Genomic DNA, 25024 nt, shown 5'->3' with positions numbered 1-25024 from the left:
GGACTCCTGTGTTCTGACGGGGCAGGTATAGGCCTGTAATCCTGACAGAAGGTGACAGCATGTCCCGCACTGACCGGCTGATGCGCCTGATGGATACGCTGCGCCGACTGCCGGCGCCGGTCACGGCCGGGCGGCTTGCCGCGGAAACCGGCGTCTCGGCCCGCCAGCTTTACCGCGACATCGCCACATTGCGCGCGGGCGGCGCGCTGATCGATGGCGAGGCGGGCGTGGGCTATTCCCTGACCGAGGACCCGGCCCTGCCGCCGCAAAGCTTTTCGCGCCTTGAGATCGAGGCGCTGCTGCTGGCGATCTCGTCCCTGCGCAGCATTGGCGACCGCGAACTGACCCGCGCCGGCGAAGAGGCCATGGCCCGCATCGTCGCCACCCTGCCCGAGTCGCAGGGCCGCCACGCCATGCACAGTATCATGCGGCTGTTTCGTCCCGTCGCCGAACTGCCCAGCCCGCAGGTCGATATGACGCTGCTGCGGCAGGCGCTTTGGGACGAGCAAAGCCTGATCATCGATTATCTGGACATGAAGGACGCCGCGACCACGCGCGAGATCTGGCCGCTGGGCCTGAGCTATGGCGACAATCACATCATGTTGCTGGCGCATTGCCGGCTGCGCGGGGATTTCCGCCTCTTTCACGTCCCGCGCATCCGGGCGATGCGGCCGGGCGGCACCAGCTTTCGCCCGCGCCGGGTAGGGCTGGTGCGCGAATATATCGCCGCCCACCGGAGCGAGGCGCCCGCGCCGGGCGTCTGATCACTCGGCGGCGATGGGGGTAAAGATCGCCGTGGCCGTATCGCACTGATACTGTTCAAGATGCGCCGGGCCGTGCTCGGCCAGATCGCAGATGGCATCAAGGATCTCCTGCACCTCGTCACGGGGGGCCGCCCAGCACAGGTTCAGCCGCACGAATCCGGGTTTCTCGATTTCCTCGCCGGCCAGAATGGCGGCGCGCAGGCGTTGGGATTCGGCGGGCGACAGGCCCAGAAGCTGATGGACATAGGGTCCGGCGCAGGCGCAACCGCCCCGCGCCTGAAGCCCGTAAAGATCTGATAGCATCCGCGTCGCCAGCTGCTGATGGATGAAACCGCCCCGCCCGTCGCGGATGCGGAAGCTGAAAAACGGCAGCCGCGCCGCATCCAGATTTCCCAGAAGCACGACCCCGGGATGGTTGCGCAGCCGCGCCATCCCCATGGCCAGCCATTCCGCATTGCGGGCGTCGATTTCCGCCTGGCCGATGGCGGATTTGGTCAGAAACACCAGCGCGGCGCGGATATCGCCGACGACATTCGGGGTGCCGCCCTCTTCCCGGGCCTCCAGCGACAGCGAATAGTCGTGGCCTGAGGGCGAGACAAAGCGCACCGTGCCGCCGCCGGGCAGGCTGGGCCGCGTCACCACCACCGCATCGCGGCGCAGGATCATCACGCCCGAGGCGCCGGGGCCGCCAATGAACTTGTGCGGCGAGGTGACCACCGCATTCATGCCCAGCCCCATGTCAATGGGCAGATAGGGCGCGCCGCCGGCATAGTCCCAGACCGCCTTTGCGCCCGCCGTTTTCAGCATCGCGGTGACGCGCGCGACGTCGGTCAAGGTGCCGGTGACATTCGAGGCGGCCGAGAAACTGCCGATCACCGGCCCGCCGGCACGGTCCAGCGCCTCTTGCAGCGCGTCCAGATCCGGGCCGCCGGTCGCGGCCTCGGCAATCTCGATCACCTCGGCACCGCTTTCGCGCCAGGGCAGGATGTTGGAGTGATGCTCATAGGGGCCGATCAGCACGGTCATGCCCGGTCCCGCACCCAGAAGATGCACCAGCCGGTTGATCCCCGCCGTCGCCCCGGCCCCGGTAAAGATCACCGCATGTTCCGGCCCGGCACCAACGCAACCGGCGATGGCGGCGCGCCCGGCGCGGCGCATCCGGGTCATGGTGCCGCCGCAATGGCTGGCCTCGGTATGACTGTTGGCATACCAGGGCAGGACATGCTCCATCACCCATTCCTCAAGCGGGCGCAGCGCCCGGCCCGAGGCGATGTAATCGGCATAGATCATCCGGCGGGGGCCGAAGGGGCCGTCGATCACCGCGTCGCGGCCGATGATGCCCTGATGGATTGCCTGCAGGGGATCGGCGCCAAGCCGGGTCAGATAGCTGTCAAAGGGGGACATTGCATTCCTCATGATTTCGACGCCATCTTGACCCGAGTAATGCGAAGAATCACTCTTATTTCATATCATGTATTCTGATCTATCGTGTCATATGAACGATAGATCTGTAACTTTCGATGAAATTGACAACCGCTTGCTGATATTGCTTCAACGCGATGCCGGCCTGTCTCAACGCGAACTGGCCGAGCGGGTCGGACTGTCGCAGAATGCCTGCTGGCGGCGGCTGCACCGGCTGACGGAAGCGGGCGTGCTCAGGGGCAGCCGTGCCCATATCGACGCGCATGCTTTGGGGTTGCAGCTGACGGTCTTCATCATGATCCGTACCCGCCATCACGACGATGCCTGGGCGCGGCGCTTTCGCGCCCGGATCGAGGCGTTGCCCCAGATCACCGAGTTCCACCGCATCGGCGGCGAATGGGATTACATGGCCAAGGCGGTGATCCCGGGCATGGCCGGCTATGACGCGCTGTATAAGCAGCTGATCGCCGACATGGATCTGGAACGCGTGACCGGCGTCTTTTCGATGGAGACAATCTTTGAGGGCCGGCCGCTCAGCCCGGCATGAAAAAAGTGCCGCCCTGCGGCGGCCCCTCCTGATCAGCTGTCGGACCGGATCAGAACTTGAAGTTCAGACCGACCTTCACATTGTGATATTTCGGCGTGGCCCGGGTCGCGACATCGGCATCGTCGGACAGGGTCTTCTTGCCGAAGTTGGCATATTCATATTCGCCGGTCAGCGACAGGCGCTCGGTCAGCATTTTCTCGGCGCCGAAGCCGACGATATAGCCGTTCTCCGAATAATCGTCGTTCAGGTCGATCGCACCATGTTCGCCGTCGCCCTCGACTTTGTAGTCGATCTTGGCGCGGGCGGCACCGACGATGCCATAGAGCATGACGCCGTTGTTCAGCACGTAGCCGGTCTTGAAGCGCAGGGCGAGGACGTTCTTGATCTTGGATTCGGCGTCATAGCCGGCGGTCGAGAAGTCGTCCTTGATGTCGCCGCCCTCATAGCCCAGTTCCGGGCCAAAGACCCAGCGGTCGCGCTGCCAGCGATAGCCGACGCGCAGGCCTGCATTCGCGCCGCTCAGCGTCAGCTCGTCCGGGGTGCCGGCGCCAGAGCCGCGCGGCGGCTGGTCGATGCCAACCTCGTCATCGCCGTTGAAGGCATAGCCCAGCGTCAGACCGGCATAGCCACCCTGCCAATCCGCCGGTGCGGACTCGACGATCGGGGCAACGACCGGATCAACGACGGGCGCGGCATAGCCACCGGCAAATGCGGTCGCAGTGGTGGCAAGGGAAAGCGTCGCGGCAACCAAGGCTTTCGAGCGCAGTGCGGACATAACGATCTACTCCTGTAATCGAGCGGGATGCCTGAAAACCAAGATCGACTCGGGGGCATCTGACTTGCCGACAGACCTAGAGCCGCAGCCCTCGCCCCGCAAGTTTTGTTACCCTTTTGCCTCGACACTGCACCCAATGCGCGGCATCGCTGCAACAATCTGTGCTGTTCGCGTCACTCTGCCGTGAGATCGGCGCCGGTCACTCGCCCAGCGCGCGATCAGATGTCCAGATTTTCGACGCTCAGCGCGTTCTGCTGGATGAAATCGCGGCGCGGTTCGACCACATCGCCCATGAGCTTGGTGAAGATGTCGTCCGCCTCGCCCAGATCCTCGATACGGACCTGCAGCATGGTGCGCGCCGAGGGGTCCAGCGTGGTTTCCCACAGCTGTTCGGGGTTCATCTCGCCCAGACCCTTGTAGCGTTGCAGCGACAGGCCCTTTTCGCCCTCAAGGAAGATGGCCTGCAACAGACCCAGCGGTCCGTGGATCGGCGTATCGCGGTCCTTGCGGATCAGATGCGCGGTCTGGCCATAGATCTCGTTCAGGGATTGCGTCATCGCGCCCAGGCGCCGGCTTTCGGCGCTGCGCAGCATCGGGCCGTCCAGCGTGCGGCTTTCTTCGACCCCGCGCAGCTGGCGGGTCAGGCGGATGCCGGCATCCTGCGTCGGGCGGCCGGACCAGCCGCGCTCATATTCCTCGGCGATCAGGTCAAGACGCTTGGCCACGGCCTCGGCCGCGCCCGGGGCATCGGCGTCGATCTTGCCCTGCATCAGCGCCCCGGCAATCGCGGCCTGTTCGGTGATATGCGGGGGATAATGCGTCGGATAGGCGCGCAGCACGCGGCGCACGATGCGGGCTTCCTCGACCACGCGGGCCAGATCGGCGCCGGTGATCTGTTCGCCATTGCCAAGCCGCAGGCTGGCGCCGTCGATGCCCTGTTCGATCAGGTAATCCTCCAGCGCGGCCTCGTCCTTGAGATACACTTCGGAGCGGCCCCGGTTCACCTTATAAAGCGGCGGTTGCGCGATATAGAGGTGCCCGGCCTCGATCAGCTCGGGCATCTGCCGGAAGAAGAAGGTCAAAAGCAGCGTGCGAATATGCGCGCCATCCACGTCGGCGTCCGTCATGATGACGATCTTGTGGTAGCGCAGCTTGTCCAGATTGAACTCGTCGCGGCCGATGCCGGTCCCCAGCGCGGTGATCAGCGTGCCGATCTGGTCGCTGCTGAGCATCCGGTCGAAACGCGCGCGTTCGACGTTCAGGATCTTGCCGCGCAAGGGCAGCACGGCCTGATTCTGGCGCGAGCGGCCCTGCTTGGCGGAACCGCCGGCCGAGTCACCCTCGACGATGAACAGTTCCGACAGCGCCGGGTCCTTTTCCTGACAATCGGCCAGCTTGCCGGGCAGGCTGGCGACGTCCATCGCAGTCTTGCGCCGCGTCAGTTCGCGGGCCTTGCGGGCGGCCTCGCGGGCCAGCGCGGCCTCGATGATCTTGCCGACGATCTGCTTGGCTTCAGTGGGGTTTTCCTCGAACCACTCGGCCAGCTTTTCGCCGACCAGCCCCTCGACCGCCGGGCGCACCTCGGAGGAGACCAGCTTGTCCTTGGTCTGGCTGGAGAATTTCGGGTCCGGCACCTTGACCGACAGCACGCAGGTCAGGCCCTCGCGGGCATCGTCGCCGGTGAAATCGACCTTTTCCTTGCGCGCCTGACTGCTGCCTTGCGCGTAATTGTTGATGACGCGGGTCAGCGCGCCACGGAAACCGGCCAGATGGGTGCCGCCATCGCGCTGCGGGATGTTGTTGGTAAAGGGCAGCACGGTTTCGTGGTAGCTGTCATTCCACCACATCGCCACCTCGACGCCGATGCCGTTCTTTTCGCCCTGGATGAAGATCGGCTCGGGCATGACCGGGGTTTTCGAGCGGTCGATGAATTTCACGAATTCGCGCACGCCGCCTTCGTAGAACAGCTCGGTCCGCAGCGGCTCGGCATGGCGCTCGTCCTCAAGGATGATGCGCACGCCCGAGTTCAGGAAGGCCAGTTCCCGCAGCCGGTTTTCCAGCGTCTTGAAGATGAAGTCGCGGTTCGAGAAGGTGCCGTCCGGCCGGTCCTCTTTCGATGAGGCCAGAAAGCGCACCTCGGTGCCTTTTTCGCCGGGCGTGTCGCCGACGACGCGCAGATGCTCGACGGTGTCGCCGTTTTCAAAGCGGGCGAAATGTTCCTTGCCATTGCGCCAGACGCGCAGTTCCAGCCAGTCCGACAGCGCGTTCACGACCGAGACGCCGACGCCGTGCAACCCGCCCGAAACCTTGTAGCTGTTCTGGTCGAATTTGCCGCCGGCATGCAGCTGGGTCATGATGACCTCGGCCGCGCTGACGCCCTCGGTCGGGTGCATGTCCACGGGAATCCCGCGCCCGTTGTCGCGAACGGAAACGCTGCTGTCGGCATGAATCTTGACGCGCACGAAATCGGCATGGCCGGCCAGTGCCTCGTCGATGCCGTTATCCACGACCTCATAGACCATGTGATGCAGGCCCGAGCCGTCGTCGGTATCGCCGATATACATGCCGGGGCGCTTGCGCACCGCCTCCAGGCCCTTGAGAACCTTGATGGAATCGGCGCCGTATTCTGCGGGCTGCGGGGCGGGTTCGTTCATTGTTGTCTTATCCTGCCTTGGACTCGCATCTTATAGTGTGGGTCACGCGGAATGTCACGGGAAAGCCACAAGATTTAGGGCTTTCGGCCGGGCAAACAAGCTCTAGGCCAGACCCGGCTGATCCAGCAGCGTGCGGGCGTCGCGGCTTTCGATCTCGATCACCCACAGATCGGGGTCGCGGCCGGCCTCGCGGGCGATCTCGGCGTCGATGTCACGCTCGGACGCCTCGTTCAGGCGGGTCCAGAGGCGCTGGTCGGTGTCCAGATCCCATTGCCGGGTCCACAGGCTGGCGCGGCCGTCCAATGTGGCGCATTTGACCATCACCGCGCCTGCCGTGTCGTCGCCATGGCGGGTGACATAGGCGGGGATATCGGCCAGCATCAGGCGGCGCAGATAGGCCGCCACCCAGACGCCGGCCGCAAGGCGGGCTTCAGCCATGGCGGGCCTCAAGCATATCGGGCCTCAGGCATCGCCGTCGCGGAAATCCAGACCGATCTCGTTATAGCGCTCGGCCTCGTCCTGCCAGTTCTCGCGGACCTTAACCTGCAGGAACAGATGCACGGGACGGCCCATGAACTCCATCATCTCGGCGCGGGCGGCCTGACCCACGGCCTTGATCGTCTCGCCGCCCTTGCCAAGGACGATGCCCTTGTGGCCGGGGCGGGCGACATAGACGATCTGGTCGACGCGGGCCGAGCCGTCCTTCTTTTCCTCCCATTTCTCGGTTTCCACGGTGAGCTGGTAGGGGATTTCCTCGTGCAGGCGCAGGGTCAGCTTTTCGCGGGTGATTTCGGCGGCGATCATGCGCATGGGCAGGTCGGCGACCTGATCCTCGGGGTAAAGCCAGGGGCCTGCGGGCATCTCGCGGGCCAGCCAGTCCATCAGGTCGGCGCAGCCATAGCCCTTTTCGGCCGAGATCATGAAGGTGGTGGCGAAATCGAACGCCGCATTGACCTGCTGCGACAGCGCCAGCAATGCCTCGGCCTTGACGCGGTCGATCTTGTTGATGACCAGCGCCACCGGGGTTTTTCCCGCATGTTCGCGAAGCTGGTCGATGATCGCCTGCGCGCCATCGGTCAGCCCGCGATGGGCCTCGATCATGAACAGGATGACATCGGCATCCGCAGCCCCCCCCCATGCCGCCTTGACCATGGAACGGTCCAGCCGGCGGCGCGGGCGAAAGATGCCGGGCGTGTCGACAAAGACGATCTGCGCGTCGCCATGCATGGCGATGCCGCGGATGCGGGCGCGGGTCGTCTGCACCTTATGCGTGACGATCGAGACCTTGGCCCCGACCATCTGGTTCAGCAGCGTGGATTTGCCGGCATTGGGTTCGCCGATCAGGGCAGCAAAGCCCGCACGGGTTTCTGGGCGGGTTTCGGTCATGTCGATCCTTCGATCTGGTCAAGCAGGGCCTGCGCCGCCGCCTGTTCGATGCTGCGTTTGGTGCCGGTGCCCCGGGCCATGGCCTCGCGGCCATCGTCCAGACGGACGGCGATTTCGAATTCGGGGGCGTGGTCGGGGCCGTTGCGGGCGATCTGGACATAGCGCGGCGGCTGCATGCCCTGCGCCTGCGCCCATTCCTGAAGCGCGGTCTTGGCGTCGCGGGCGTCGTCGTCGACATTCTTCAGCCGGTCGGCCCAAAGCCGCAGGATGACGCCGCGCGCGGCTTCGAGCCCGGCATCCAGATAGATCGCCGCCAGCACCGCTTCCATGGCGTCGGCCAGCAGCGCCTCCTTGCGGCGGCCGCCCGACAGCATTTCCGAACGGCCCAGTTTCAGCACATCGCCCAGCCCGATCTCGCGGGCGATGGCGGCGCAGGTCTCGCCCTTGACCAGCGCGTTATAGCGCGGGGCAAGCTGGCCTTCGGTGGCGGCGCGGTCGGTCTTGAACAGCGCCTCGGCGATGGTCAGGCCCAGCACCCGGTCGCCCAGAAACTCCAGCCGCTGGTTGTCGGGCCGCGTCGCGGTCGAGATCGAGCCATGGGTCAGCGCGCGCTGCAGCAATTCGGGGCGCGAAAATTCGTACCCCAGACGTTCCGAGAAGGCGCGCAGTTCGGCGGAAATCTTCATGCCCGTGATCTTGCCACGATGCGGGGCATCGCGGCAATTTCTCCTTTTACTCGACCGCCTTGAAGAAGCGGTCACCGCGCCATGTCCAGAAATACAGCAGCGATTTCCCGGCCGAGGAGAACATGATCCGGTCGGCGCGCCCGATCAGGTATTCGGCCGGCACCATGCCGACGCCGCCCGTGGCCGCCGGCCAGCGCGAGTCGCCCGAATTGTCGCGGTTGTCACCCATGAAGAAGTAATTTCCCTCGGGCACGGTGAATTCGGCGGTGTTGTCGCCGGGGCCGTTGTCGAAGATGTTCAGCACATCATGGCTGGGGCCGCCCGGCAGGGCCTCGGTATAGCGGGGTTTTTCGCAGGGACCGCCCTCGATCACCGGCTCATTGGCGCATTTGGGCAGGCTTTGCTGCGGGCCTTGCGGCTCGTTCACCTCGGTGAAGGTGCCGGCGGGGGTCTGGGGAACCTCCTGGCCGTTCAGCCACAGGATGCCGTCCTTCATCTGCACGCGGTCGCCGGGCAGGCCGATGACGCGCTTGATGAAATCATCGCCCCGGGTCGGGTGGCGGAAAACGACGACATCGCCGCGCTGCGGTTCCGATCCCAGGATGCGGCCCGAGATCGGGCACATCTCGAACGGGCAGGAGACACGCGAATAGCCGTAGGCCATCTTGTTCACGAACAGAAAGTCGCCGATCAGCAGCGTGTCCTTCATGCTGCCCGAGGGAATCCAGAAAGGCTGGAAGAACAGCGTGCGAAAGACGCCTGCGATCACCAGCGCCCAGAAGATGGTCTTGATCGTTTCCCAGATGCCGCCATCCTTGCGGGCGTCGCTGTTGGCCATGTATGCCGTCCCCTCATGCGGAAGTCGCGCGTTCATGATCCGCGCATTGCCCGAAAGTCAAGCGCCCGCAGGGGCTTTCACGACGTCGGGAAGCGCCTCGATGATCACAAAGGCCTGCGCCCAGGGGTGATCGTCGGTCAGCGTGACATGGATATGGGCGCTGTGGCCGGGGGGCGTCATCGCCGCCAGCCGCTCGGCCGCCCAGCCGGTCAGGGTCATGCTGGGCTGGCCGCTGGGCAGGTTCCGGACCGCCATATCCTTCCAGCTGATGCCCATGGCAAGGCCGGTGCCAAGGGCTTTCGAGCAGGCCTCCTTGGCGGCCCAGCGTTTCGCAAGCGTCCCTGCCTCGTCCTTGCGGCGTGCGGCCTTGGTCAGTTCGGTTTCGGTGAAGACCCGGTTGCGAAAGCGGTCGCCATGGCGCGCCAGAACGCCGCTGATGCGGTCGATATTGCACAGGTCCGTGCCGATGCCGAGGATCATGCCCGTGGCCCGGTTGGGTTTTTGGATATTTTCATGAAGAAGAACCTGCACGCGCCGCGTCCATGCGACGGCGCATTTCCCGGATGGCACCGTCGAGGCCGATGAAGACGGATTCGGCGATCAGGAAATGGCCGATATTCAGTTCCATGACCTGCGGGATGGCGGCGATGGGGCCGACCGTGTCGAAGGTCAGCCCGTGGCCGGCATGCACCTCGAGGCCGAGGCTGGCGGCGAAGGCCGCGCCTTTTTGCAGGGCTGCGAGTTCGGCGTCCCGTTCCGCGATGCGGCCTTCGGTGTCGAAGTCGCAATAGGCGCCGGTATGCAGTTCGACGACCGCCGCGCCGATCCGGGCCGAGGCTTGGATCTGCGCCGGCTCATGGCCGATGAACGTCGAGACCCGGCAGCCCGCCTCGCGCAGGGGGGCGATGAAGTCGGCGAGATAGGCTTCTTGTCCGGCGACGTCGAGGCCGCCTTCGGTCGTGCGTTCCTCGCGTTTTTCGGGGACGACGCAGACGGCATGCGGGCGGTGGTTCAGCGCGATGGCCTGCATTTCCACGGTTGCCGCCATCTCGAAATTCAGGGGCAGGCGCAGTGTTGCCATCAGGCGGTCGATGTCGCGGTCCGAGATATGGCGGCGATCCTCGCGCAGATGGGCGGTGATGCCATTGGCGCCGGCCTCTTCGGCCAGTTGGGCGGCGCGCACCGGGTCGGGCCAAGGCGTGCCGCGCGCGTTGCGGATGGTGGCCACGTGATCGATATTGACGCCAAGACGCTGCATGCTTCCCCCTTGTTTGCCCGCAGGTTAGCCCTTTGCGGGCGCAAGTCCAGATGCGGCGATCCACCATGACGGATGGGCGCGGGCGATGGCAGTCCGCGCGGCCTGCGCGCGGGCCGCATCGGGAAAAAGGCCGAAACAGGTCGCACCCGAACCGGACATGCGCGTAAGCCGTGCCCCCGCGTCATTCAGCGCCGCAAGGCAGGTGGCGATTTCCGGCATCAGGCTGATCGCCGGGGCCTCGAGATCGTTGCGGCAATCGCGCAGGAAACCGATCAGCGCATCCGCGTCCGGGAAATCGGGCAGGGTATCGGGCATGGGCGGGTTCTCGCGCCGGGGCAGGGCGTTGAAGACCGCCGGCGTCGAGAGGCCGCGCCCCGGATTGACCAGCACCAGATGCAAGGGCGGCAGGGCGGGCAGCGGGTCGAGGATCTCGCCCAGACCGCGCATCCGTGTGGGCAGGCCGGCCATGCAGACCGGCACATCGGCGCCGAGGCTCTGGGTTCCGGCGGGGCTGGTGCCGAGGGCGCGCAGCACCGCCGCCGCATCGGCCGAGCCGCCGCCGATCCCCGAGGCCACGGGCAGGTTCTTTTCCAGCGTGATCGCCACCTCGCGCCCGGCGAAGCGGGCGGCGCGCAGACACAGATTGTCCGCTTCGGCCGCGAGGCCCGTGGCAAAGGGGCCGGTCACGGTCAGCGACAGCGGGCCATCCGTCAGCGTCACCACATCGCCGATCTGGCAGAACACCACCAGCGAATCCAGCAGGTGATAGCCGTCACTGCGGCGGCCGGTGACATGCAGCGTCAGGTTCAGCTTGGCGGGGGCCGCCTCGCGCCGGATCTGGGTCATGGGATCAGTCGGCGGCCTCGTCCTGCGCCGGTTCGGGCGCGGGCGGCGGCGGCGGCAGTTTGCCGCCATTGGCTTTTTCCTCGGCCAGAACCGCGTCGAGGCCCCGGTCCAGCTTGGCGCGGATGCGATGCGCCTCGGCCTCGGTCTGGGGTTTCAGCGACTGGGCGCGGTGCCACTGGATCTCCGCCTCGCGCTTGCGGCCGGCCATCCAGTAGATGTCGCCCATATGGTCATTGACCAGTGAATCGCTCGCCATGGCGGCCACGGCGCGTTCCATCGGCGCCACGGCCTCGTCATAGCGGCCAAGCCGGTAATAGGCCCATGCCAGCGAATCGAGGATATAGCCGTCATCGGGGCGCAGCTCGACCGCGCGCTGGATCAGCTTCAGCGCCTCGTCGAGGTTTTCGTTCCGGTCCACGAGGCTGTAGCCCAGATAGTTCAGCACCTGCGCGGAATCGGGGCGGATCTTCAGCGCCGCGCGGAAATCGGCTTCGGCCTTTTTGAACTGGCCGGCGCGTTCCAGCGCGATGCCGCGCGCGTAAAGCGGGAACCAGCGCGCCTCGGGCGAGGCGTCGCCGATCAGGCTGAGCGCCTTGTCATAGGCGGGCACCGCCTGCGCGAACTTGTCCTGCTGGCGCAGCAGGTCGCCAAGCGCGATCCAGCCCGGCGCAAGTTCGGGATGGGCGGCGGTCAGTGTCAGCGCCGCCTTTTCGGCATCATCCAGCCGGTCGGCGCGGGCCAGCGCGTCGATGCGGGTCAGTTCGGCCACCGGGCGCATGTCGCCCAGATCGCGCAGCGCCTCGAATTCCTGCTCGGCCAGATCGAATTCGCCGAAGCCTTGCAGGATCTGGGCGGCCAGCAGCCGCGCCTCGCCCAGTTGCGGCGACAGGTATTCGGCCAGCCGGGCATGGATCAGCGCCAGCGGGTCGGGTTCCTCGCTGCCTGCCAGCACCGAGCCAAAGGTCAGAAAGACCTGCGCCATACCGTCGGCGGGGGTCTTGATGATGTCAAAGGGCAGCGTCTCGCCTTTTTCCATGCGGTCGCGCAGTGCGATCAGGTGTGGCTCTTCGTCAAGACCCTGCGTGGCATCAAGCATGGCGATGGCGTCGCGGTTGCGTTCCAGCTGCGACAGCACCTGCGCGCGGGCGATGACGCCCAGGATATGGCTGCCGGTCGCCGGATCGGCCAGCAATTCCTCGGCGCCTTCGAAATCGCCGACCTTGGCCTTGGCCAGCGCCAGATGGTAATTCACCATCGGCGCGGCGCCACGGGTCTTGGCCAGTTCCTTGAAGGCCGACAGCGACTCGCTGGCGCGGCCGGCGCCCAGCAGCGCCCAGGCGCGGATCATGCCGTCGATCAGCGCGCTGCCACCCGTCGCGTCGCCGTCATCCGAGGCGGCGGGGGCGGCGTCGATATCGGCGATCACCTCGTCCCAGCGCTCGGCCCGGGCCAGTTCGCTGCGGCGCACCAGTCGCCCCAGTTCGGTCGGGCGGCCCTGATGGGCCATGGTGCCGGCAAGAGCGGTCGCGCGCTCCATGTCGCCGGCGGCGATCAGGGCGACCAGCGCGCTGTCTTGCAGGAAGGGGTCGGTGTCGTCCTGGGCCAGCGCGCGCAGCGAATAGTCACCTGCGGTGCGGAAATCATTCTGGATCGCGGCCATGCGGGCCGCGAGATAGGGGCCGGCCAGACCGTGGATATCAGGCGCCGGAGGTTTGGCGGCTTGATCCTTTTGCGGTTGATCCGCCGAGGGTTGGCCTTCAGCGGCCGGAGCATCATTGCCGGGGACATTGGGGCGATGCACGGGGCGCTGGCTGTCGGGTGTCGCCGGGTTTTGCGCTTGCGCAAGACGCGGCAAGGCCTCGGCCCGGCCCTGCGGCGCGGCCAGTGAAAGCGGTGCGGCGGTCAGCGCGATCAGCGCCAATGGAAACAGTCTTTTCGTCACGGCTCTGGCCCAGTTCTTGGCAATCCCGCCGCGACCCTAGCCGCCGTCGCGGCGCAGGGCAACGCCGCGTCCGGCGCGGCGTACCCGCTTTGGATCACATATTCGGGTAATTCGGCCCGTCGCCGCCCTGCGGTGTGGTCCAGGTGATGTTCTGCGACGGGTCCTTGATGTCGCAGGTCTTGCAATGGACGCAGTTCTGGAAGTTGATCTGAAAGCGCGGTCCGCCCTCGCCCTCGATCACCTCATAGACGCCGGCCGGGCAATAGCGCTGCGCGGGCTCGGCATAGACGGGCAGGTTCACCGAAATCGGGATCGCGCTGTCTTTCAGCCGCAGATGGCAGGGCTGGCTTTCCTCGTGATTGGTAAAGCTGAAGCTCACATTGGTCAGCCGGTCAAAGCTGAGCTTGCCATCGGGTTTCGGATAGTCGATCGGCTTGAAATCGGCGGCCTTGCCGGTCGCCTCGGCATCCGTCTTGCCGTGTTTCCAGGTGCCCAGCGGGTTCCAGCCGGTCACATTCGCGACCCACATGTCGAAACCGCCAAGCGCCAGGCTGGACCACAGGCCCAGTTTCGACCACAGCGGCTTGACGTTGCGCACCGGCTTGAGGTCGCGGGCGATGTCGCCCGAGCGGATATCGGCCTCATAGCCGGTCAGCTCGTCGCCTTCGCGGCCGGCGGCGATGGCTTCGGCGGCGGCCTCGGCGGCGGCGATGCCCGAGAGCATGGCGTTATGGTTGCCCTTGATGCGCGGCACGTTCACCAGCCCGGCCGAGCAGCCCAGCAGAACCGCACCCGGCACGGTAAGTTTCGGGATCGACTGCCAGCCGCCCTCGCTGATGGCGCGGGCGCCGTAGGCCACGCGCTTGCCGCCCTCCAGCAGTTCGGCGACCATCGGATGGTGCTTGAAACGCTGGAATTCCATGTAGGGATACAGATAGGGGTTGGCGTAGTTCAGGTGGACGACAAAGCCGACCAGCACCTGATTGCCGCCCAGATGATAGATGAAAGAGCCGCCGCCGGCATTCTTGCCCAGGGGCCAGCCCATCGTATGGGTGACGGTGCCGGGTTTCGCCTTGGCGAGGTCGATTTCCCAGATCTCTTTCATGCCGATGCCGAATTTCTGCACATCATGGCCGGCGGAAAGGTCGTATTTGCCGATCAGCTCCTTGGCGAGGCTGCCGCGCACGCCTTCGGCGATAAAGACGTATTTGCCGCGCAGCTCCATGCCCGGCTCATAGCCGGGGCCGGGGGTGCCGTCGGCATTCAGCCCCATTTCGCCCGCGATGACGCCCGCGACGCGGTCACCGTCATAGACCAGTTGCGAACAGGCCATGCCGGGGAAGATCTCGACCTCGAGCGCCTCGGCCTGTTCGGCCAGCCAGCGGCAGACATTGCCCATGCTGACGATGTATTTGCCATGGTTCGACATCAGGGGCGGCATCGGCCAGTTCGGCACGCGGATCTGGCCCGCCTCGCCCAGGATGTAGAAATTGTCCGAGGTCACCTCGGTCTCGACCGGGGCGCCATTGTCCTTCCAGTCGGGGATCAGCTTGTCCAGGCCGCTGGTGTCCAGGACCGCGCCCGACAGGATATGGGCGCCGATCTCGGAGCCCTTCTCCAGCACCACGACCGAAAGCTCGGGGTTGATCTGTTTCAGCCGGATCGCCGCCGACAATCCGGACGGTCCGCCGCCAACGATAACGACGTCATAATCCATGGATTCACGGATGATCTCAGACATGGCTCGGCCCCCAATTCCCCTGGCTCGTGATCTGGGGCAAACACCTAGCGCGTAATATTCTTTCGGGCAATCGGAACGCAGCGAACAATCGTGCTTCTTGTGGCGTCATTCACGCGATTGGCGGGGTCTTGCAAATCGGTTTCACCGGGTCTTGCAACAGCTCACGGAACCGGCCAAGCTGCCTTCCGACGATTTACTGGACGCCCCCGGCCCAAGGCTGGGGGCGTTCGGCAAATTTTTTGTCTGTTGAACCGGCGCAGGTCGCGCCGTGGCGATATGATGCGATCGGAAGGACTGGAATGGAAAAGATACCGATGACCCGCGCGGGCTATGACCAGCTGGACGAGGAACTGCGCCAGCTCCGCTCGGTCGAGCGGCCCGCCGTCATCCGCGCCATCGCCGAGGCGCGCGAACATGGTGACCTGTCGGAAAATGCCGAATATCACGCCGCGCGCGAAAAGCAGAGCTTTGTCGAAGGCCGCATCAAGGAACTTGAAGGCCTGATCTCGCGCGCCGAGGTGATCGATACCTCGAAGCTGAGCGGCTCGGTCAAGTTCGGCGCCACCGTCACCCTTCTGGACGAGGACACCGAGGAAGAGCGCACCTATCAGATCGTCGGCGAGGCCGAGGCCGATCTGGAGCGCGGTCTTTTGAACATGCGCTCGCCCTTGGCGCGCGCACTGATCGGCAAGGACGAGGGGGACAGCGTCGAGGTGGTGACCCCCGGCGGCGGAAAATCCTATGAAATCCTCAATATCCGCTATCTCTGACCCGCAGGCGGGGCGCCTGGGATGAGCGCGCGCGACGCCCTGCAGCGGCTGGCCGCCGAACAGCAGCGCAACCGGCTGTTGCTGGTCGGCGCCGGTGCCAGCGCGGCGTGGCTGGCGCTGGCGGCGCTGTTTGCGGCGCTGGCCCCGGATGACGGGGCCGAGGGCGGATCAACGCTGATCTGGCTCACCGGGCTGGTGCTGCCGCTGGCGCTGATCTGGCTGGCGGTCTGGTCGGCCCGCAGCCTGTCCCTGCTGCGCGAAGAGGCGCAGGAGCTGCGCGCCCTGCTTGAGAACATGCAGGATCAGGCGGATGGCGGCGACGGCGGCATGGCCCGCCCGGTCGCGCCCCCGCAGCCCGAGGCGCGCATCCCCCGCCCGACCCCCGCGCCGCCACGTCCGGCGCCGGCCCCCGCGGCCCGTCCGTCCGGGGATGGGCGTCAGGCCTCGTTGCAGCTTGATTCGCCCGCTGCGACCGAACTGACCGCGCCCGAGCTGTTCTTTGCCCTGAACTTTCCCGATGGCCCCGATGACCGCGAGGCGATTCGCTGCCTGCGTCTGGCGCTGGCCGATCCGGGGCTGGCGCGGCTGATCCGCGCCGCGCAGGACGTGGTCACGCTGCTGGCCGGGCAGGGTGTCTATATGGACGAACTGCGTATCCCCGAAACCGATCCCATGCTGTGGCGCCGCTTTGCCGAGGGGGCGCGCGGCGATGCCGTGGCCGGGCTTGCAGTGATCGAGGATGAAAACGCGCTGGAGACCGCCGGCCAGATGCTGCGCGGGGACGAGGTATTTCGCGATGTCGCCCATCACTTCCTGCGCCATTTCGACCGCCTGCTGAGCCGCAAGGCGCAAGATGAAAACCCGCAGGTGCTGGCGGTGCTGACCGAGACCCGCTCGGGCCGGGCCTTTACACTGCTGGCGCAGGCGACCGGCATGCTGGGGCGCGGCTCGATGGCGGCCACGACCTGAGCGGATCGGCTAAAGCGTCAGGCGCAGCACATGCGCCGGGCGCGACCATGGCCAGCCCAGCCGGTGCCGCGACAGCCGCGAAAACCCCATGGCCCGCCATGCCGCCAGCGCCTCGGGGTTGCCGGCGGCGACCTCGGCCCGCAACGCGTTATGGCCGCGGGCGCGGGCATGATCGGCGACGGCCCTGACCAGCGCCCGGGCGATGCCCTGCCGGCGCCAGCCCGGATGGATGGCGATGCCGTCGATGACCAGATCCTCGGTCTGCGGCCCGGCGCGGTAAAGCCCGGTGCTGAGATGGCAAAGCCGCCCCCGCGCCCCGCCCCAGACGGCGCGAAAGCTGTGCGGGTCGGTGGCCAGCAGCCCGCCCTGCGCATCGCGAAAGCCCGCAATGCCGATCAGCCGCCCCTGCGGCGACAGCGCCACCAGCGCGTGATCGGCCCTGAGCGCCGCCCGGACCAGCGCCATGCCGCGCCGGTGCCGCGCCGGCAGCGGCAGCAGTTGCGCGCCGAAATGCCGCCAATAGAGCGCGGCTGCGGCGGTGCGCAGCTCAACGGGCAGGCCGTGCTGGATGCGGATCTGGGGCAGGGGGCGCGGCATCGGCGGGCTTGGGCCTTCTTGTCCTTGGGTTCTTGTCACTCTGGGCGCTTTCGGCCTATCTGCCCAAAGCTTTCGCGACAAGACGAGTCCTTTTCACCATGCCCGCCACCGCCGATATTCCATCCGGGGACGATCTGACCCCGGCGCAAATCCGCGCGCTGAACCGCAGCCCGAGGCAGGCTTTCTGGCACGGGCTGGTGCAGTCTCTGCCCTTCATGCTGGTACTGGTGCCCTTTGGCCTGCTGTTCGGCGTCGTCGCCGCCGAGGCCGGGCTGGGTCTGGTCGAGGTGCTGGGCTTTTCGACGCTGGTCCTTGCCGGGGCGTCGCAATTCACGGCGGTGCAGCTGCTGACCGACAATGCGCCGGTGCTGGTCATCATCATCACCGCCATCGCGGTCAATCTGCGCATGGCGATGTATTCGGCCAGCATGGTGCCGTGGCTGGGGGGCGCGACGCCGGGGCAAAAGCGGCTGATCGCCTATCTGCTGATCGACCAGACCTTTGCCCTGTCGGTGCAGCATTACGAAAAGCATCCGCGGCTGAGCATCCCGCAGCGCGTCGGCTATTTTCTGGGTGCTTCGGTCGCGTGCTGCGTGCCATGGGTGGTGGCCAGCGGGCTGGGTCACGTGCTGGGCCGCACCATCCCCGAGGGGCTGGCGCTGGATTTCGCCCTGCCGATCACGTTTCTGGCGATGATCGGGCCGATGCTGCGCACGCCCGCGCATATCGCGGCGGCGCTGGTGGCAATCATCGCCTCGCTGGTCTTTTCTTTCCTGCCCTCGGGGCTGGGGTTGTTCGTGGCGGCGCCGCTGGCGATGGCGACCGGGGCATGGGTCGAGGTGCTGATGGAACGCAGGCAGGGGGTGCGCGCATGAGCGGATATTCGGACCTGACGATCTGGGCGATCATCCTGCTGTCGGGCCTTGGCACCTATGGTCTGCGCTGGTCGTTTCTGGGCGCGTTTAGCAATCGCCCGATGCCGGTCTGGGCGCAGCGCCTGCTGCGCTATACGGCGGTGGCGGTGCTGCCGGCGATTGCCGCGCCGCTGGTCGCATGGCCCGCCGCGACGGGCGGGGCGCCCGATCCCGCGCGGCTGATCGCGGCGGTGGTCACGATGGGGGTGGGGCTGGTCACGCGCAATGTGCTGGCGGCCATCCTGACCGGGATGGCCGCGCTGTATCTGGGGCTTTACCTGATCGGCTGAAGATGGCCGCCGGTATAGCCGGCGACCACGCCATCCTTTTGGCGCAGCAGGACGTTGTGGTTGTTGGCCGGGTCGCCATCCTGATGCTTGCGCGAGGTGACGCCGGGCAGGGTCACGAACCATTCGCGCAGCTTCAGCGGCGAAAAGCCCGAGGGCGCGCCCTCAAAGCCCGGAATCCGGCGCAGCACCTGCCCGGTCGAGACGGCGCAGAAGCTTTTGTTGGTAGCGCCCTGCGCCTGCGCGGCGCGGATCGCGGCATCGGCCACCTCGCGCGGGACAAGCTTGGTGTCCTCGGCCACCCAGTAGGTCTGGCGGGCGTGGTAATCGATGTAGAAATTCTTGAAATTCGGCGTGATCCCGTAAAGCACGTCATGGCGTTCGGGGATCGCGGGATGGTTCCAGCTGCCCGCCGGATCAAAGATGATCCGCTGGCTGCCATTGATCATCAGCGCCGAATGCGCGCCTTCGCCCTTGGGGATGCCGATGACGGTCAAGAGCGTGATCGAGGGCGGCTCGTCCGAGACATAGGCCGCGCGCCGCAGCGATTCGTCACTGGCCCAGATATTGTCGGCGCCGCAGGCCGCAAGGGCCATGGGCAGCGCCAGCGCAAGAAACGCGCGCCTTTGCATCGTGAAATCTCCGACCGTCGGGATCAGCTGTTCGACAGCGCCATGAATGCCAGCACTGCGATTGCCAGGCAGCACACCCAGACCGAGGCCTTGACGAAGCCGGCGAATGTCGCCTGCTGCGCGCGGATGTCCATTTCGCCGTGCTTGTGTTCGGAAATTTCGTGATGCGAAGCCATGGTCCTGTCCTGAACTGCGATGCGTTCAGGCAGGGATAACCTAAGGCCGGGCCTGTGTCACGCCCCCCAAAGCGCGGCACCCTCGGGGGTTTTGCCGGCGGGCCACACCCGGCCGGTTGCGTGCAAATGGTTGATATGGCCGACCGCCTCGGCCAGCGCGAGGCCGAATTCCGCCTTGCCGATATGGCGGCGATACAGCACCTCGAAACAGCCGACCGCGCTGCGTGGGGCCTCGCGCAGGGCGGCCAGAATGCGTTCAAGCGCGGCGCCTTGATTGGTCTCAAGCTGGCGCAGCCGGGTCGGCAACCCGCGATAGGGCAGCTTGTGGCCGGGCAGGACCAGTTGTTCGGGCCGGGCGAATTCGGCCAGCCGCCGGCAGCTTTCCAGCCAGTCGCCGACCGTATCGGCACCCGGCTCGGTCGGATAGACGCCCAGATTGGGCGAGATCGTGGCCAGCATCTGGTCGCCGCCGATCACCAGATCGTCGTCCAGGGACCACAGCGTCACATGTTCGGGGGCATGGCCATGGCCCATCCGCACCCGCCAGCGCCGTTCGCCAAAGGCGATGTCCTGTCCCTCTTGCAGGCGGAGATAGCCGGGGGGCAGGGGCGCGCAGACATCGGATGCGTTGAAGGGCCGCTCATGGCTGCGTTCCTCGAGCATCTCGGGGGGCATGCCGGCGGCCCGCCAGAAGGCCAGCGCCTGCGGGGTCGGGCGTTCCTGCACATCGAGCGCCCCCATCCGCGCCATCAGCCACGCCGTGCGCGAGGTCCAAAGCTCTGCGCCCCGGTCCTGAAACCAGCCGGCCAGCCCGATATGGTCGATATGGTGATGGGTGGCGATCAGCCGCGTGACCGGCGCACCCGCCAGCGGACCGGCAAGGATATCCTGCCACAGCGCGCGGCCGCGCCTTGTGTCAAGGCCGGTATCGATGACCGTCCAGCCATCCCTGTCGCGCAGGGCATAGACATTCACCGCATCGGGCTTGAAGGGCAGGGGCATCTGCAGCCACAGCACGCCCGGGGCGATTTCAAGCGCCTCGCCCTCGGGCGGAGGGCTATGGGTATGGCTGCGGATCACCCGGCCATCTGACCCGCGAAAACCGCGTCATCCAGCGCCTCGAGATCGGCAAGCCCGGCGCGGGCCGCCGCCAGATCGCCGGCGTAATGCGGCAGGATCCGGGTGATATAGACCCGCGCCAGCGCCGCATTGCCACCCCGCATCGCCGCCAGCGCGTGATAGGCCGCGCCCAGCACCCGGGCAAAGGCCGAAAGATAGGGCACCGCGCCCGAGAAACGCTCGGGCAGGTCGCGTTCAAGCAGTTCCAGCGTGGCCTCGCGCAGGGTCTCGGCGGCCTGCCAGACCTGATGGGCCAGCTCGGGCTCGGACGCCTGCGCGGCCTTGGCGCCGTCCAGAATCTCGTCCAGCAGGGTCATGGCGGCGGTGCCGCCATCGGCCAGCTTGCGCCCGACCAGATCCATGGCCTGAATGCCGTTCGTGCCCTCATAGATCGCGGTGATGCGCACGTCGCGCAGATACTGGGCGGCGCCGGTTTCCTCGATATAGCCCATGCCGCCATGGATCTGCACGGCGGTGTCGGCGACGCGGATGCCGACATCGGTGCCGTAGGCCTTGGCGATCGGGGTCAGCAGGGCGGCGCGCGCGGCCCATTCCTCGGATCCGGTGGCGCGGGCCATGTCCAGCGCGGTGGCGCAGGCCAGACAGATGCTGCGGGCGGCAAAGACCTCGGCCCGCGATTCGGCCAGCATCCGGCGCACGTCGGGATGGCGGATGATCGGCCCCATCTGCACGCGCTCGGCCGCGTAGCTGGTGGCGGCCTGCAGCGCGGCTTCGGCCTGCGCCACGCCCTGGACGCCGACGCCAAGCCGGGCCGCGTTCATCATCGTGAACATGGCGGCCATGCCCTTGTGTTCCTCGCCCACGAGCCAGCCTTTCGCGCCCTCGAAGCTCATGACGCAGGTGGGGCTGCCATGGATGCCCAGCTTGTGTTCCAGGCTGACCACGCGCAGGTCATTGGCGACGCCCGGATTGCCGGCTTCGTCGGGGATGAACTTGGGCACCATGAACAGGCTGATGCCGCGCGTGCCGGCGCCGCCATCGGGCAGGCGTGCCAGCACCAGATGGCAGACGTTCTCGGTCACGTCGCTGTCGCCCCAGGTGATGAAGATCTTTTGCCCGGTGACGCGATAGGTGCCGTCACCCGCGCGTTCGGCCTTGCTGGTCAGCGCGCCGACATCCGAGCCGGCCTGCGGCTCGGTCAGGTTCATCGTGCCCGACCACTCGCCCGAGATCAGCTTGGGCAGATAGAGCGCCTTCAACTCCTCGCTGCCGTGATGCTCCAGCGCCTCGATCTGGCCCTGAGTCAAGAGCGGGTTCAGTTGCAGCGCCAGACAGCCCGAGGCGACCATCTCCATCACCGCCATGTTCAGCGCCTGCGGCAGGCCCATGCCGCCATATTCCGGATTCGCGGAAACACCGATCCAGCCGCCCTCGGCCAGCGCGCGAAACGCCTCGGCATAGCCGGGGCTCGAGCGCAGCTTGCCGTTTTCCAGCCGCGCGGGGGTCAGATCGCCGGCGCGATTGACCGGGGCGATCACTTCGCTGGCCAGCTTTCCGGCCTCGGACAGGATCGCGGAAACGGTCTCGGGGGTGGCTTCGGCAAAGATTTCGGTACCGGCAAGCTGCGGGAACGAGACGACTTCGTTCAGGATGAATTCGATCTGCTCGACCGGGGCGGTATAGGCCATGGCAATCTCCCTTGGGCGCCGCGTCTGGGCTGCGGTGCAATGCTGTTCCCTGACGAAAGCATATTCGGGCAGGGCGCGGCGACAACAACAACCTGACGTAAAACCAACAAGTTCGGCGCTGAGCAACCTTATGCCGATCCGTCCGGATCAGGCATGTCCGGCATCGGGCGACAGCATCAGGGGGTTGATCCCCAGCGAATTCAGCGCCGCGCGCCATTTGCCGGTATTGTCGGGACCAAAGATCAGTTCATCGCCGCGATCCGCGGTCAGCCAGCCATTGTCGAGGATCTCGGAATCCAGTTGCCCCGGTCCCCAGCCGGCATAGCCAAGCGCCAGCACGGCGGGTTGCGGACCGCGGCCATGGGCGTAATCGACCAGAAAGTCGCGGGTGGTCGAAATCGCCAGATCGTCGCCAATGCGCATCTGGTTGTCGGCGATCTGGATGTCGCGCGGCACCCGGTGCAGCACGAAGCCGCGCCCCGGCTCGACCGGGCCGCCAAAGCGCACCGGCAGGTCGATCAGGTCGTCGCTGGCGTCGATGTTCAACTGCGCCAACAGGTCCGAGAAATCCAGATCCGGCAGCGGGCGGTTCACCACCAGCCCCATGGCGCCGTCATCGGAATGGGCGCAGATCAGGATCACCGAATGTTCGAAGCGCGGGTCGCGCATGCCGGGCATGGCGATCAGCATCTTGCCTGTCAGGTTGGCGGCCTTGTCCATGATCTGCTCCGTTCCGCTTTTGCCTTCAAGATTGACCCTGCGGGCGCGTTTCGCAAGGGACTGCCGCGTTTGTGACTTCACGCAGGCGGAGCTTCGCGACTAATAAGGCCGCATGATCAAGACCCTTGCCCTGTTTGTGCTGACCGCCGCGCCCGCCCTCGCGCAGGATATTGCCCCTGATGAGATGCCGCCGGGGCTGGTTTCCGCGCGGCTGCTGCCCGGCTGGGTCACGTCTGACGGCGCCCGCATGACCGCCCTTGCGGTCGAGCTGGAGCCGGGCTGGAAGACCTATTGGCGCAGCCCGGGCGATGCGGGCATTCCGCCGCATTTCGACTGGCAGGCGGCCGGGAACCTTGGTGAGGTCGAACTGTTCTGGCCGCGCCCCGAGGTGATCTCCTCGGGCGGCGAGCGGACCTTGGGCTATCACGACCGCATGCTCTTGCCGATCCGCATCGCCCCCGCCGCGCCGGGCCAGCCGGTCGAGCCGCGCGCCGTGGTCGATCTGGGCATCTGTCTGGACATCTGCGTGCCGGTGCAGGTCAGCCTTGAGGCCGGTCCCGCCGAGCCTGCGCCCGACCCCCGGATCGAGGCGGCGCTGGCGCGGGTTCCGGGGTCTTCGGAGGACCATCCCGACTGCCGCATCACCGAGATTGCCGACGGCATGCAGGTCACCGCCATGCTGCCCGAAAGCGGCCGCGCGGCCGGCGATCAGGTCGCGATGGAGCATCAAAGCAAGGATATCTGGGTCTCGGCCCCCGAGACGGCAGAGCTTGATGGCCGGCTTGCCGTCGCCGCCGATTTCGTCGCCGCCTCGGGCAAGCCCTTTCCGCTGGACCCCGGCGACATCCGCCTGACCCTGATCGGGCCGCAGGACGCCGTCGAATATCACGGCTGCAAACTGGTCGATTAAGACGCCCCGCCGCCCTCGAGCCGCGCCGACAGCGACAAAAGATCCGCCCATGCCTCGCGCTTGGCCAGAGGCGTGCGCAAGAGATAGGCCGGATGCGTCATCGGCAGCGCCGGCAGGCCAAAGGCCGTGGCCCATGTCCCGCGCAGCTTCAGGATGCCCTGCTGGTTCAGCAGCGCGATGCAGGGCGTATTGCCCATCAGGACCAACAGATCCGGTTGCGCCAGTTCGACATGGCGGCGCAGGAATGGCAGCATCATGGCGATTTCGGCGGGTTCCGGGCGGCGGTTGCCCGGCGGCCGCCATGGCAGGACATTCGTGATATAAAGCGCCTTTTCGGCATCGACCGCCATGCGCGACAGGCCGATGGCGTCGAACATCCGGTCCAGAAGCTGGCCGGCGCGGCCGACAAAGGGGCGGCCGACGCGGTCCTCCTCCTCGCCCGGGGCCTCGCCCACGATCATCACCCGCGCCGCCGGATTGCCATCGGCAAAGCAGAAATTCCGCGCGCCCTTGCGCAGCTCGATGCCGTCGAATGCCTCTTGCGCCTCGGCCAGAGCGGTCAGGCTGGCGGCGGCGCCGGCCATGGTCTCGGCGCGGGCGGTCAGGTCCTCGGCCTCGTCGCGGGGCTTTGGGGCGGCGGTCTGGGCGGCGGGCTTAGCCGCAGAGGCGATCTCGGCCCGGTCGGGCAGGTCATAGCGGTCAATGGCGGCGTCGAGACAGGGCTCATCGGCGCCCATCTCGGCCTGCCATTGCAAAAGCGCCAGCGCCGTCTCGGCATCCAGCGCGAATCCCCTGTAAGTCGGATCGGCGGTCATGGCGGCAGGCTAGGGCCGGATGCGGGCGCGGGCAAGGTGCCCGTCCTGCGTCATTGCGATTGCGTCAGCGGCACCGTGTCGCCGCCCATGGATTTCAGGCGCTCGATCAGCGGCCGGGCGGCCGGGCCGACGCGGTCGCAGGCCGCCGGATCGTCCAGAAGCTTGAAGGCCGGGGCGTAATAGGTGCGCTCATATCCCGCCGCATCCAGTCCCAGCCGCGCCGCCAGCCGGTCGCCCGAGCCCGTGATCAGCGTCCATTCCCCGTCCGATATGGCGTAATCGGGGCAGTTCGAGGTGATGACATTGACCTGCGCCAGTTCGGCGATCAGGGATTTCGCCTCGGCCTCGGAAAGTCCCGAGACATCGGGAAGCTGCACGGTCACGCCTCCGCCCGCCAGCGCGGCCCCCGACATCATGGCGAGGGCGCCGGCAACAGTTGCGACAGTCTTCATGGATTGGCCCCTTGTGGCTTTGGGCATGGCTTTGGGCAGTCGAATTCGATCCCTATCCCGCCCGATCCGCCACGCCGGCGCAACCCAATTCGCCGTGAACTTGACGTGGGTGGACTGCAAGGCTAGGCGGGTTCGCGACAGTCATAAGCATATGA

27 protein-coding genes are annotated in these 25024 nt (G+C 66.6%); 7 read left to right on the top strand and 20 right to left on the bottom strand.

Annotation, left to right across the window (positions count from 1 at the left end; all coding sequences use genetic code 11):
- Positions 1–59: 59 nt before the first annotated feature.
- Positions 60–764, top strand: coding sequence for a helix-turn-helix transcriptional regulator (locus DFP89_RS15955; protein WP_114350381.1), 705 nt, complete (start codon positions 60–62; stop codon positions 762–764).
- Here DFP89_RS15955 and DFP89_RS15950 read toward each other — a convergent pair whose 3' ends face one another.
- On the bottom strand, positions 765–2168 hold the full coding sequence (locus DFP89_RS15950) for an aminotransferase class V-fold PLP-dependent enzyme (protein ID WP_245948813.1): 1404 nt from the start codon (positions 2166–2168) through the stop codon (positions 765–767).
- A 91-nt stretch (positions 2169–2259) separates the two neighbouring features.
- On the opposite strand from DFP89_RS15950, the gene DFP89_RS15945 reads away from it, so the two are divergent.
- Complete coding sequence (locus tag DFP89_RS15945) at positions 2260–2733, top strand: Lrp/AsnC family transcriptional regulator (RefSeq protein ID WP_114350379.1); 474 nt, start codon at positions 2260–2262, stop codon at positions 2731–2733.
- Positions 2734–2782: 49 nt separating this feature from the next.
- Here DFP89_RS15945 and DFP89_RS15940 read toward each other — a convergent pair whose 3' ends face one another.
- From DFP89_RS15940 to DFP89_RS15890, 11 genes are all read right to left on the bottom strand, one after another.
- Positions 2783–3508 (bottom strand): outer membrane protein, encoded by a 726-nt coding sequence (locus DFP89_RS15940; RefSeq protein ID WP_114350378.1) that lies wholly within the window; start codon positions 3506–3508, stop codon positions 2783–2785.
- A 218-nt stretch (positions 3509–3726) separates the two neighbouring features.
- A complete protein-coding gene (gene gyrB, locus DFP89_RS15935) occupies positions 3727–6162 on the bottom strand; it encodes a DNA topoisomerase (ATP-hydrolyzing) subunit B (RefSeq protein WP_114350377.1) in 2436 nt (811 codons plus the stop codon).
- Positions 6163–6264: 102 nt separating this feature from the next.
- The gene (locus DFP89_RS15930; protein WP_114350376.1) at positions 6265–6600 is read right to left on the bottom strand and encodes a DUF1491 family protein; all 336 of its coding nucleotides are present in this window, start codon (positions 6598–6600) and stop codon (positions 6265–6267) included.
- 24 nt (positions 6601–6624) lie between these two features.
- A complete protein-coding gene (gene era, locus DFP89_RS15925; protein ID WP_114350375.1) occupies positions 6625–7548 on the bottom strand; it encodes a GTPase Era in 924 nt (307 codons plus the stop codon).
- Complete coding sequence (gene rnc / locus DFP89_RS15920; RefSeq protein ID WP_114350374.1) at positions 7545–8234, bottom strand: ribonuclease III; 690 nt, start codon at positions 8232–8234, stop codon at positions 7545–7547. Before rnc ends, era begins: the two co-directional genes overlap by 4 nt.
- 46 nt (positions 8235–8280) lie before the next feature.
- Positions 8281–9072 carry a signal peptidase I gene (gene lepB / locus DFP89_RS15915; RefSeq protein WP_114350373.1) on the bottom strand — a complete coding sequence of 264 codons (792 nt, stop codon included), beginning with the start codon at positions 9070–9072 and terminating at the stop codon, positions 8281–8283.
- A gap of 57 nt (positions 9073–9129) precedes the next feature.
- Positions 9130–9552, bottom strand: a complete 423-nt coding sequence (acpS, locus tag DFP89_RS15910; RefSeq protein ID WP_114350397.1) for a holo-ACP synthase — start codon at positions 9550–9552, stop codon at positions 9130–9132.
- A 31-nt stretch (positions 9553–9583) separates the two neighbouring features.
- Entirely contained in the window at positions 9584–10330 is a 747-nt protein-coding gene (locus tag DFP89_RS15905) for a pyridoxine 5'-phosphate synthase (RefSeq protein WP_114350372.1), read from the bottom strand.
- Positions 10331–10354: 24 nt separating this feature from the next.
- Positions 10355–11176 carry a 4-(cytidine 5'-diphospho)-2-C-methyl-D-erythritol kinase gene (locus DFP89_RS15900; RefSeq protein ID WP_114350396.1) on the bottom strand — a complete coding sequence of 274 codons (822 nt, stop codon included), beginning with the start codon at positions 11174–11176 and terminating at the stop codon, positions 10355–10357.
- A 4-nt stretch (positions 11177–11180) separates the two neighbouring features.
- The gene (locus DFP89_RS15895) at positions 11181–13118 is read right to left on the bottom strand and encodes a tetratricopeptide repeat protein (RefSeq protein WP_114350371.1); all 1938 of its coding nucleotides are present in this window, start codon (positions 13116–13118) and stop codon (positions 11181–11183) included.
- Positions 13119–13212: 94 nt separating this feature from the next.
- Complete coding sequence (locus tag DFP89_RS15890; RefSeq protein ID WP_114350370.1) at positions 13213–14859, bottom strand: electron transfer flavoprotein-ubiquinone oxidoreductase; 1647 nt, start codon at positions 14857–14859, stop codon at positions 13213–13215.
- Positions 14860–15158: 299 nt separating this feature from the next.
- Here DFP89_RS15890 and greA point away from each other — a divergent pair, with 299 nt between their 5' ends.
- Both greA and DFP89_RS15880 read left to right on the top strand, forming a co-directional pair.
- On the top strand, positions 15159–15629 hold the full coding sequence (gene greA / locus DFP89_RS15885; protein ID WP_114350369.1) for a transcription elongation factor GreA: 471 nt from the start codon (positions 15159–15161) through the stop codon (positions 15627–15629).
- A gap of 21 nt (positions 15630–15650) precedes the next feature.
- The gene (locus DFP89_RS15880) at positions 15651–16598 is read left to right on the top strand and encodes a hypothetical protein (RefSeq protein WP_114350368.1); all 948 of its coding nucleotides are present in this window, start codon (positions 15651–15653) and stop codon (positions 16596–16598) included.
- 9 nt (positions 16599–16607) lie between these two features.
- On the opposite strand, the gene DFP89_RS15875 is transcribed toward DFP89_RS15880, so the two are convergent.
- Positions 16608–17195, bottom strand: a complete 588-nt coding sequence (locus DFP89_RS15875) for a GNAT family N-acetyltransferase (protein WP_114350367.1) — start codon at positions 17193–17195, stop codon at positions 16608–16610.
- A 98-nt stretch (positions 17196–17293) separates the two neighbouring features.
- Here DFP89_RS15875 and DFP89_RS15870 point away from each other — a divergent pair, with 98 nt between their 5' ends.
- Together DFP89_RS15870 and DFP89_RS15865 are read left to right on the top strand one after the other, a co-directional pair.
- Positions 17294–18070, top strand: coding sequence for an AzlC family ABC transporter permease (locus tag DFP89_RS15870; protein WP_114350366.1), 777 nt, complete (start codon positions 17294–17296; stop codon positions 18068–18070).
- Complete coding sequence (locus DFP89_RS15865; protein ID WP_114350365.1) at positions 18067–18399, top strand: AzlD domain-containing protein; 333 nt, start codon at positions 18067–18069, stop codon at positions 18397–18399. Before DFP89_RS15870 ends, DFP89_RS15865 begins: the two co-directional genes overlap by 4 nt.
- On the opposite strand, the gene DFP89_RS15860 is transcribed toward DFP89_RS15865, so the two are convergent.
- From DFP89_RS15860 to DFP89_RS15840, 5 genes are all read right to left on the bottom strand, one after another.
- Entirely contained in the window at positions 18384–19028 is a 645-nt protein-coding gene (locus tag DFP89_RS15860; RefSeq protein WP_114350364.1) for a hypothetical protein, read from the bottom strand. The genes DFP89_RS15865 and DFP89_RS15860 overlap by 16 nt on opposite strands.
- A 23-nt stretch (positions 19029–19051) precedes the next feature.
- The gene (locus DFP89_RS15855; protein WP_114350363.1) at positions 19052–19204 is read right to left on the bottom strand and encodes an aa3-type cytochrome c oxidase subunit IV; all 153 of its coding nucleotides are present in this window, start codon (positions 19202–19204) and stop codon (positions 19052–19054) included.
- Between the two features lie 57 nt (positions 19205–19261).
- Positions 19262–20284 (bottom strand): MBL fold metallo-hydrolase, encoded by a 1023-nt coding sequence (locus tag DFP89_RS15850; protein ID WP_114350362.1) that lies wholly within the window; start codon positions 20282–20284, stop codon positions 19262–19264.
- A complete protein-coding gene (locus tag DFP89_RS15845) occupies positions 20281–21972 on the bottom strand; it encodes an acyl-CoA dehydrogenase (protein ID WP_114350361.1) in 1692 nt (563 codons plus the stop codon). Before DFP89_RS15845 ends, DFP89_RS15850 begins: the two co-directional genes overlap by 4 nt.
- A gap of 147 nt (positions 21973–22119) precedes the next feature.
- On the bottom strand, positions 22120–22692 hold the full coding sequence (locus DFP89_RS15840; RefSeq protein ID WP_114350360.1) for a YqgE/AlgH family protein: 573 nt from the start codon (positions 22690–22692) through the stop codon (positions 22120–22122).
- A gap of 112 nt (positions 22693–22804) precedes the next feature.
- On the opposite strand from DFP89_RS15840, the gene DFP89_RS15835 reads away from it, so the two are divergent.
- Positions 22805–23602, top strand: a complete 798-nt coding sequence (locus DFP89_RS15835) for a protein-disulfide reductase DsbD domain-containing protein (protein ID WP_245948810.1) — start codon at positions 22805–22807, stop codon at positions 23600–23602.
- Here DFP89_RS15835 and DFP89_RS15830 read toward each other — a convergent pair.
- Both DFP89_RS15830 and DFP89_RS15825 read right to left on the bottom strand, forming a co-directional pair.
- Positions 23599–24417, bottom strand: a complete 819-nt coding sequence (locus tag DFP89_RS15830) for a uracil-DNA glycosylase (RefSeq protein ID WP_114350359.1) — start codon at positions 24415–24417, stop codon at positions 23599–23601. The genes DFP89_RS15835 and DFP89_RS15830 overlap by 4 nt on opposite strands.
- A gap of 50 nt (positions 24418–24467) precedes the next feature.
- Positions 24468–24869 carry a carbohydrate kinase family protein gene (locus tag DFP89_RS15825; protein WP_114350358.1) on the bottom strand — a complete coding sequence of 134 codons (402 nt, stop codon included), beginning with the start codon at positions 24867–24869 and terminating at the stop codon, positions 24468–24470.
- Between the last annotated feature and the right edge of the window lie 155 nt (positions 24870–25024).

Source organism: Paracoccus lutimaris, from assembly GCF_003337565.1.
Classification (GTDB): domain Bacteria; phylum Pseudomonadota; class Alphaproteobacteria; order Rhodobacterales; family Rhodobacteraceae; genus Paracoccus; species Paracoccus lutimaris.
This window is presented reverse-complemented; position numbering and strand designations above follow the sequence as displayed.